The 6,956-nt window shown below is 55.6% G+C and carries 6 protein-coding genes; 4 read left to right on the top strand and 2 right to left on the bottom strand.

Annotation, left to right across the window (positions count from 1 at the left end; genetic code table 11):
• Positions 1–242 (bottom strand): hypothetical protein (locus VGE80_RS21325; protein WP_440594043.1); only part of this gene is annotated, 242 nt, incomplete at its 3' end.
• A 191-nt stretch (positions 243–433) separates the two neighbouring features.
• On the opposite strand from VGE80_RS21325, the gene VGE80_RS21320 reads away from it, so the two are divergent.
• The 4 genes from VGE80_RS21320 (at position 434) to VGE80_RS21305 (ending at position 6,223) form a co-directional block, all read left to right on the top strand.
• Positions 434–1,129 carry a response regulator transcription factor gene (locus VGE80_RS21320; RefSeq protein ID WP_397568916.1) on the top strand — a complete coding sequence of 232 codons (696 nt, stop codon included), beginning with the start codon at positions 434–436 and terminating at the stop codon, positions 1,127–1,129.
• Positions 1,126–2,511 carry a HAMP domain-containing sensor histidine kinase gene (locus VGE80_RS21315; RefSeq protein ID WP_440594042.1) on the top strand — a complete coding sequence of 462 codons (1,386 nt, stop codon included), beginning with the start codon at positions 1,126–1,128 and terminating at the stop codon, positions 2,509–2,511. Before VGE80_RS21320 ends, VGE80_RS21315 begins: the two co-directional genes overlap by 4 nt.
• A gap of 1,082 nt (positions 2,512–3,593) precedes the next feature.
• Positions 3,594–5,066 carry an SDR family oxidoreductase gene (locus VGE80_RS21310; RefSeq protein WP_397568918.1) on the top strand — a complete coding sequence of 491 codons (1,473 nt, stop codon included), beginning with the start codon at positions 3,594–3,596 and terminating at the stop codon, positions 5,064–5,066.
• 581 nt (positions 5,067–5,647) lie between these two features.
• Positions 5,648–6,223 (top strand): carboxypeptidase-like regulatory domain-containing protein, encoded by a 576-nt coding sequence (locus VGE80_RS21305; RefSeq protein WP_373653467.1) that lies wholly within the window; start codon positions 5,648–5,650, stop codon positions 6,221–6,223.
• A 234-nt stretch (positions 6,224–6,457) separates the two neighbouring features.
• Here the strand turns inward: VGE80_RS21305 and VGE80_RS21300 are convergent, their stop codons facing one another.
• Positions 6,458–6,937, bottom strand: coding sequence for a hypothetical protein (locus VGE80_RS21300; RefSeq protein ID WP_373653466.1), 480 nt, complete (start codon positions 6,935–6,937; stop codon positions 6,458–6,460).
• Positions 6,938–6,956 lie beyond the last annotated feature (19 nt).

The following is a 6,956-nucleotide window of genomic DNA, read 5'->3' as shown; positions in this document are numbered from 1 at the left end:
ACCAGTGCGTTCAATCCCCTTGAGGAGCGGGATTGGTCCCAGTTGCTCCACTGCTGTTCGAAATCATATTCCGAGTCATAGCCGCACAGACTGACCCGTGTTGTGTGGCGTGAAGTCTCGGACGCCAGGGGATGATGCATTCGCAGCGTGTCATGCATCGTCCACTCGCCGTCGGGACGAGAGAACAGGATGTCGCGCAGGGTGGATGACACGTTCAGAAAGCAGGATTGCAGGGTCATCATGGAATTCACTTTCATTTGTCAGAGACTTGCCGGGGCAAAACCGTTCATTGCAGGGGCATCCTAGAAGTGGCTCATAAGGTGAAGCTGAGCGAATTCTAAATTCGTCTTTATCTTTCTGTTGAAGCCGTCACGCAGACCCCAACGGACCCTAAGATGGGATGTGGAATTTTTGTGTCCTGTGGGAACCCGGCATGAGCAGTCGCATCCTGGTGGTCGAAGATGAACGGCGAATCGCCGACTTTCTGGTTCGGGGGCTGACCGAAGAGGGGTACTCTGTTGAGCATGCGGAAGATGGTCGGGCCGCATGGGACCGGCTTCAGGGGGACACGTGGGATCTCGTGCTGCTCGACTGGTGGTTACCGGTCGAGGACGGGGTCCAGGTTCTGCGGCGATTTCGTCAGAAGAATCGGTCGACGCCTGTGTTGTTCCTTACGGCGCGCGATGCGATTTCGGAACGTGTCACCGGCCTGGATGCCGGTGCGGACGACTACCTGACGAAGCCATTTGCGTTTGAAGAACTGCTGGCACGCGTGCGGGCGCTGCTTCGCCGTCACGATCAGTCCGACAGTTTAACCATGGAGTTCGAGGATATCCGGATCGACCTGGCCACTCAGCGCGCTTCTCGTGACGGGCATGCGCTGAATCTGACCACGAAAGAACTGGCCCTGCTCAGTTTCTTTCTGCGAAATCCGCGAAAGGTGCTGACTCGGACTCGCATCTACGAATCGGTGTGGGACGAAAACTTCGACGGATTATCGAATACGCTGGAAGTTCACGTCAAAGAGCTACGGCAGAAGCTTGAGGCGTACGGCCCTCGGGTAATCCAGACTCGCCGGGGAATGGGCTATTTTCTCGAACATTCCTCAAACAGCGAGTCGTACCCATGAAACTGGTCAGCCGGGTTTCGTTCTTCTTTCTCGCTGCTCTCGCCATGATTCTGCTCGGAAACTCGCTCTTGATTTACGGTGCGGCGCGGGGATATCTCACCGAACGATTCGACGAGCAACTGGAAACAGCCCTGCAGACCCTCGTAGCGGCTGTTGAGGTCGAAGATGACGATGTGAAGTGGGAACCGTCAGATCATACGGTCATGTTAGGAGCGGACCGGGGTGGTGACGAAATTCGCTGGATTGTTGTCGGGGACGACGGGCGAGTTCTCGACCAGTCACGCAATTTGACTCCGAGCGATGCCGCCTGGCTGATGGCCCGGCAGTCGACATCAACCGGAGACAGAGCGAACTGGAAATTCCTGCAGCAGGACTTGAGTGCGCCGAATCCAAAGCCGCTTGTTGAGAGGACGCCACTTGAACAAAGTCATGTCACGATCGTCGTCGCACGTGACTTTGCCCGATTGTGGGGACTTCTGCGGCTGCTCGCACTGGTGCTGGTTGTCCTTCCCATCCTCTGCTGGCTGGTTGCCGCTGTGCTCGGACGCTGGTTTGTGGGACGGGCGATTGATCCTGTTCGAAAGATGGCGCAGGACCTTCGCCAGATCCGCAGCGACGACACGCAGGCACGACTGACGGTGGCCGAAACCAATGACGAACTGCAGGAATTGGGGCAGTCGTTTAATGAATTGCTGGATACCATCTTTCTGGCCTACGAACGGCAACGGCAGTTCGCGGGTGATGCGGCGCATCAGCTGCGGACCCCCCTGACAATCCTTCAGGGGCATGCAGAGTTAGCCTTGCGTCGAACACGCTCAAGTGAAGAGTATCGCCAGACGCTGTCGATCGTTCAAGAAGAGGTTCTCAGGCTGAACCGAACCGTGGAAACGTTACTGTGTTTGGCTCGTCCTGATGAGGAATCGATGCTGACCCCCACGCAGGAGGTCGACTTGTGCGAGTGGCTCCATCAGGATCTGACGAAATGGTCCTGCCATGTGCGTCGGACGGATATTCAGGCGAATTGCGAATCACCCCTGATTTGTGAGACCCGGCCGGATCTGCTGGAGCAGATTCTGGAGATCCTGATGACTAATGCGATGAAGTACAGTCCACCGGGCTCAGAGATTCGTGTGAATGGATTTCGCAGCGGTTCTGAGTGTGTGCTGGAAGTTGCTGACCGTGGCCAGGGAATTGCGACCGAGGATCTTTCGGCCATCTTTGATCCGTTCTATCGAACGCGAGCGGCACGCCATTCTGGAGAACGGGGAGAGGGGCTCGGACTGGCTCTCGCCCAGCGACTTGCAGGATCCCTCAACGCGCGGCTGGAATGCGAAAGTCAACCGGGGAAGGGGAGTACCTTCCGAGTTCATCTTCCACCATGACAGACCGGTCGACGTGAGAGGAATTGTTCAAAGGGTGAAGAATAAAGGGGAATTTAAAGTCGCTTCACGATGGCCTTATCCCGCTGTCCTAGCATGAGTTCAGGCAGGTGACACCAACGTCATCGCCAGTCGTTCCGAATCGAAGGTACTGCGGGAGGTCATCATGAATGCGTTGTCCAAGTGGACTTTTTCGAGAGCTCTCTCTCGTTCAATCGCTGCGATGAGGGAATGGTCTGACCTGTTGAAAAGGATTCTCGACTTCAATGAACAGGCGGTCCCCTCTCATGGTCGGAATGGGCGTCTCTATGGATATCGTCCACGGCATAGTCGGAGCAGTCCCTCTCCTTCCCAAGTGGAATGATGCCCGCCGATTCCAGAGACCCCTCCGAGAAGGCAATCAATAGGAGCGTTAGCAGGCCCGCACCTCGTTCACGCTCACAGGTGAGGCCTCGGCAGAAATGCCTTTCAGGAGAAGGTTTCCCCGCTTCGGCTTGGCAATTTCTTGAGCAACTCTCCATACAATATCGCAGCCGGTGTTCCCATGGCCGCGTACAGTCTGCTTTCGGAAGGAAAATTACACTCCCGTAAGTATTGTCGAGGCCATGGAGGAAAAAATCAGGGGATTTCACTGAAGGGAAAACTTCAGCTGAAGAAGCGATTTGCGAGACTGTGCGTTGCGTTTTGCGGCAAATCCCAGTCGCATCGGCAGTTACGGCTGCCGGATTGTCTCACCGAAGCGGTTGCACTCACTGTTCTCAATGGTCCTTGTGGTGAAACTTTTTCAGCGGAGGGAGGATGCGTGCGGTTTTGGTCGGCGCGCAGACGATTGAAATAGCCTTGGAGGACGAGCTAGACTCTGACGGACAGATTGGGTGACATGGCCGTGTCCCCGATCGATGGACAGGAGCGTCCGCTGGAGAACGTTGTCGCACAGGATATGCGACGCTAGCCAGTTCGCGAGGCAGCCCACGATTTCGTGGAACTCGAAGCACCGACGAACATCAGTTCTGGCTTTTGAATCACGATCCTGGTCCCGCACGGCCCAATGCAGGACATTTGAATTCTCCGTGGAACCGCACTTTATGAGTTATCACCTGTTAACCGGGGCGACCGGGCTGCTCGGTAACTATTTGCTTCGCGACTTGCTTCTTCGTGACGTTCCTGTAGCGGTGGTGGTTCGACCCAATCGAAAGCAGACCGCACGCCAGCGTATCGAAACTGCCCTTTGTGCCTGGGATGCAGAGCTGGGGAAGCCACTCTCGCGACCTGTCGTGATTGAGGGGGATATCTCCCAGCCCGATCTGGGGATGGATGCAGTCGATGTGCGCTGGGCGGCAGAACACTGCACCGCAGTGATTCACAATGCGGCGAGTCTGACATTTCACTCGACCAGTAAAGAGGGCGAGCCCTGGAAGTCCAATATCGAAGGGACTCACAACGTCCTCGAATTCTGCCGCAATGCGGGAATTCGTAAATTCCACCATGTCTCAACCGCGTACGTCGCGGGGCTGAGGCAGGGGAAGGTTCTGGAAACGGAACTGAACGTCGGGCAGCAGTTTTCAAACGATTACGAATGCAGCAAACTTCAATCGGAAACGCTTGTTCGGCAAGCGGACTTCCTGGATGAACCGACCGTGTTTCGACCGGGAATCATTATCGGTGATTCCCAGACCGGACAGACGACAACCTACCACGGTTACTACGCAGCCTTGCAGCTGGTCCACACGATTGTCCGTGCCTACTCTCCGAACGAAACCGGCCTCGTGGGGGGGGACCAAGTTCGTCTGACATTGACAGGGAATGAAACCAAGCACCTGGTGCCGGTGGACTGGGTCTCTGCCGTCATGGCGCACGTCATCACACACGCTCGCTGGCACGGAAAGACCTATCACTTAACGCCCAAGCATCCCGTTACTGTACGACTCATTCGTGACGTACTGGAACAGGCGACCGGATTTTACGGCGCGTCGTTCTATGGGGCGGGCGAACGTCCTGACGATGCGTCTGAGTCGGAAATGCTGTTCTACGAACACATTCGCGTCTACAACTCGTACTGGAAAATGGATCCCGAGTTCGACACAACGAACACGGATCTGGCGATGCCTCAACTGCCCTGTCCGCACGTCGATCGGCAATTGCTGATGAAGTTGTCTCGAATCGCCATCGAGAACGGCTTCCCCACCCCGAGTAAGAAGCCAATCGAACCGGAATTCGATGCGGCCACGCATTTGAAACCGCTGATCGATCAGGCCGGCGTTCCCCTCCAGACCGAAGCTGAAGAGCGAGTGCTTGGACTGGACATCGCCGGACACGGTGGCGGGCAATGGCAACTGATCGCACGTGGTCATGAACTGATCTCGGTCGAACTGGGTATTCACGCCGACCGTGCCGCGACCTGTCATCTGGACATCAACACGTTTGCTGATCTGGTTCAGGGACGTACGACATGGCGACAGGGGCTGAATTCGGGATCGGTCCGAATCACCGGCAATGGCCATGGCGTCGGTGATTATGCAAAGATCCTCGACCAACTGGTGACCGCACCGGTCCGGTAGTCTCGCCTTTTTTCACTTGCCGTCCCCAAGCGATCTCGAATGACGAGGTGGCTTGGGGACGCTTTGCGTTTGTTTTGACTCATGATCTCTGCTGCGCTACTCGCCGGGCCTTTGCCTGACGCAGGGTAGCGACCTTGTTGTCGCAATGCCGATCGTCCCCGAACGGACCTTGGCCACTCTCAGGACGAAAATTGGTTCCCGACTCGCAGCCTGGATTCTCCAGGGGCCGTCGGTGTCTCGCTCCTTTTTCGTGGATTTCTCTCTTCGCCCGTCACCCCTCTCGTTCCTCGTAAGGAACCACTACCTCGGCGATCGCTCTGTTCAAGGTTTTCGTATCGCCCTTTCTGAATGCGAACCGGCTGCGTATTCGCATTTCGGCAGTTTTTGCGATGTTAAACTTTGTCGATTACGAAGAATTTTCGAAATTTTCGGGTTTTTCACAGAAGTTCGAGGGGCAGAATTCCGATTTTTACTCATGAGGGGCATTTTTTCTACGGCTTAGTACCTGCAGAGCATGACCCTGGAACCGTCCGATTGGGCGGTGACCAAACGTTCTTAAGACAAACATTAGGAGCCCGGACATGAGCAAGGGATTGGCCTTCATTAAGTATGCTTTTGTCACTCTGGCCGCGACAGGAGTGGTTTTTCCTCAAACTCGTCTGCTGGCAGAACAACGGGTCCCCGCGAAGCCAGCAGTGAAGATTGTGGCAGAAAATGCCACTCTTGATGTCACGCTCGGGCAGGGTAATGTCTTCAACGGTCGGGCCGTTGATCAGAGCGGAACTCCGGTGGAAGGTCAGAAAGTCGTCGTCAAGCGGGGTTCGGCCGTGATCGGCCAATCCGTGACGGACAGCGAAGGCCGGTTCGCAATCAAGAATGTCAAATCAGGTGTCTATCAGGTGAGTTGCGGTGCCACTCAGGGGAGTTATCGCTTCTGGACTGAGAAAGCGGCACCACCCTCTTCCCGCACGCAAGGCCTGCTCGTTCTGGGTGAGAACGGGGCCCGTGGCCAGTGCGGAACCTGTTGTGATGATGGTACAGGAGTCTTGTTGTGTGCTGCGGGGATCATCGTCGCGGGGATTGCGATCGCCGCTCTCGTGATTGCCCTGAACAATAACAACAATAATGACGATAATCCTGTACCTCATTCGCCGTGAAACAATCGCAATCGCTTCGAATGAGGACGGGCCGCCTGAAGTTGTGTCGCACCTTCTGGCGGCTCTTTCGTTTTCCCACCGGGGCGGGGCCGGTTCGTGATCTGCCCCGGCCAGGAATCACGACGAAGCAGGATCAGCCGTTCTGACTCAGAGTAGGCAGGGTTGATCAGAGGTGTTCGTCACAATCGTGCCGAAACCTGCGGCACGCAGGGTGAATCTGTTCCCGAATGCCGATCAGTGGACAGAACGGCTCTCTTCCTCCGCTAACTTCCGGATGTAGTCTGCGAAATCGGGGTCTTCGCCGTGCAGCAGTCTGGGCAGACACGCACGGAAGTCGTCTCGACGGCACCATTCTCGCATAAAATCGTCCCAGGAATGCCAGCGGCGCTGCTGCTTGAGGTTCATTCGTTCCTCATAAGCAGTCAGGTAAGCCCGCTCGAACAACGAAATCAGCATCTCGAAGATGACTTGCTGACGTTCCTGTTGTTCTTCGGTCAGTTCACCACAGGCAGTCTGGGATCGGAGTTTCAGATCGGGATTGGCAATCACCAGTCGCAGAAAGTCGTTGTAGGCATCTGCGAGCAGTTGATACGCTTCTTCCTCTTCGTTGTCACGTTCTTTGCGTTGCTCATAAATGAAAATACAGATCGCCATGGGCAAACCAATGACCGTGACGACGTAGCTGAGTAACTCAAAGGTTTCTGTGACAGTCATATCGACTATCTTCGTGCTG

Source organism: Schlesneria sp. (assembly GCF_036405755.1).
Taxonomy (GTDB): domain Bacteria; phylum Planctomycetota; class Planctomycetia; order Planctomycetales; family Planctomycetaceae; genus Schlesneria; species Schlesneria sphaerica.
Note: the sequence above shows the minus strand (reverse complement) of the source record. Positions and strands in the feature narration are given on the sequence as shown.

What these genes read in the sequence shown, in the direction of transcription:
- VGE80_RS21320 (WP_397568916.1), top strand. Translation starts at nt 434, where the DNA reads ATGAGCAGTCGCATCCTGGTGGTCGAAGATGAACGGCGAATCGCCGAC.
- VGE80_RS21315 (WP_440594042.1), top strand. Translation starts at nt 1,126, where the DNA reads ATGAAACTGGTCAGCCGGGTTTCGTTCTTCTTTCTCGCTGCTCTCGCC.
- VGE80_RS21310 (WP_397568918.1), top strand. Translation starts at nt 3,594, where the DNA reads ATGAGTTATCACCTGTTAACCGGGGCGACCGGGCTGCTCGGTAACTAT.
- VGE80_RS21305 (WP_373653467.1), top strand. Translation starts at nt 5,648, where the DNA reads ATGAGCAAGGGATTGGCCTTCATTAAGTATGCTTTTGTCACTCTGGCC.
- VGE80_RS21300 (WP_373653466.1), bottom strand. Translation starts at nt 6,937, where the DNA reads ATGACTGTCACAGAAACCTTTGAGTTACTCAGCTACGTCGTCACGGTC.